Source organism: Bacteroides mediterraneensis, assembly GCF_016900355.1.
Classification (GTDB): domain Bacteria; phylum Bacteroidota; class Bacteroidia; order Bacteroidales; family Bacteroidaceae; genus Phocaeicola.
On sequence record NZ_JACJKA010000105.1, the window covers coordinates 1 to 253 of the forward strand.

Genomic DNA, 253 nt, shown 5'->3' on the forward strand with positions numbered 1-253 from the left:
TGAGTTATCATCGTACCGATGATTTATGTCTCCCCGCTCGGCATAACCCAAGCGAGCTTGGTTCTGCTCTCACTCGTTCGACATTTCAACCTCGTCCGTTCCGACTCGGCTTCATCTTTCTCTCTTTATATCGAAAAACAAACTCATCTGCAGTACAAGGCAAGAACCTCTTCTCGGTCCCTCTCCAGAAAGGAGGTGTTCCAGCCGCACCTTCCGGTACGGCTACCTTGTTACGACTTAGCCCCAATTACCA

Annotated in this window: 1 rRNA gene; it reads right to left on the minus strand. The window is 49.8% G+C overall.

From position 1 onward, the window contains the following. Window positions 1-188 precede the first annotated feature (188 nt). A 16S ribosomal RNA gene (locus H6A28_RS15040) occupies window positions 189-253 on the minus strand; the annotation flags it as partial.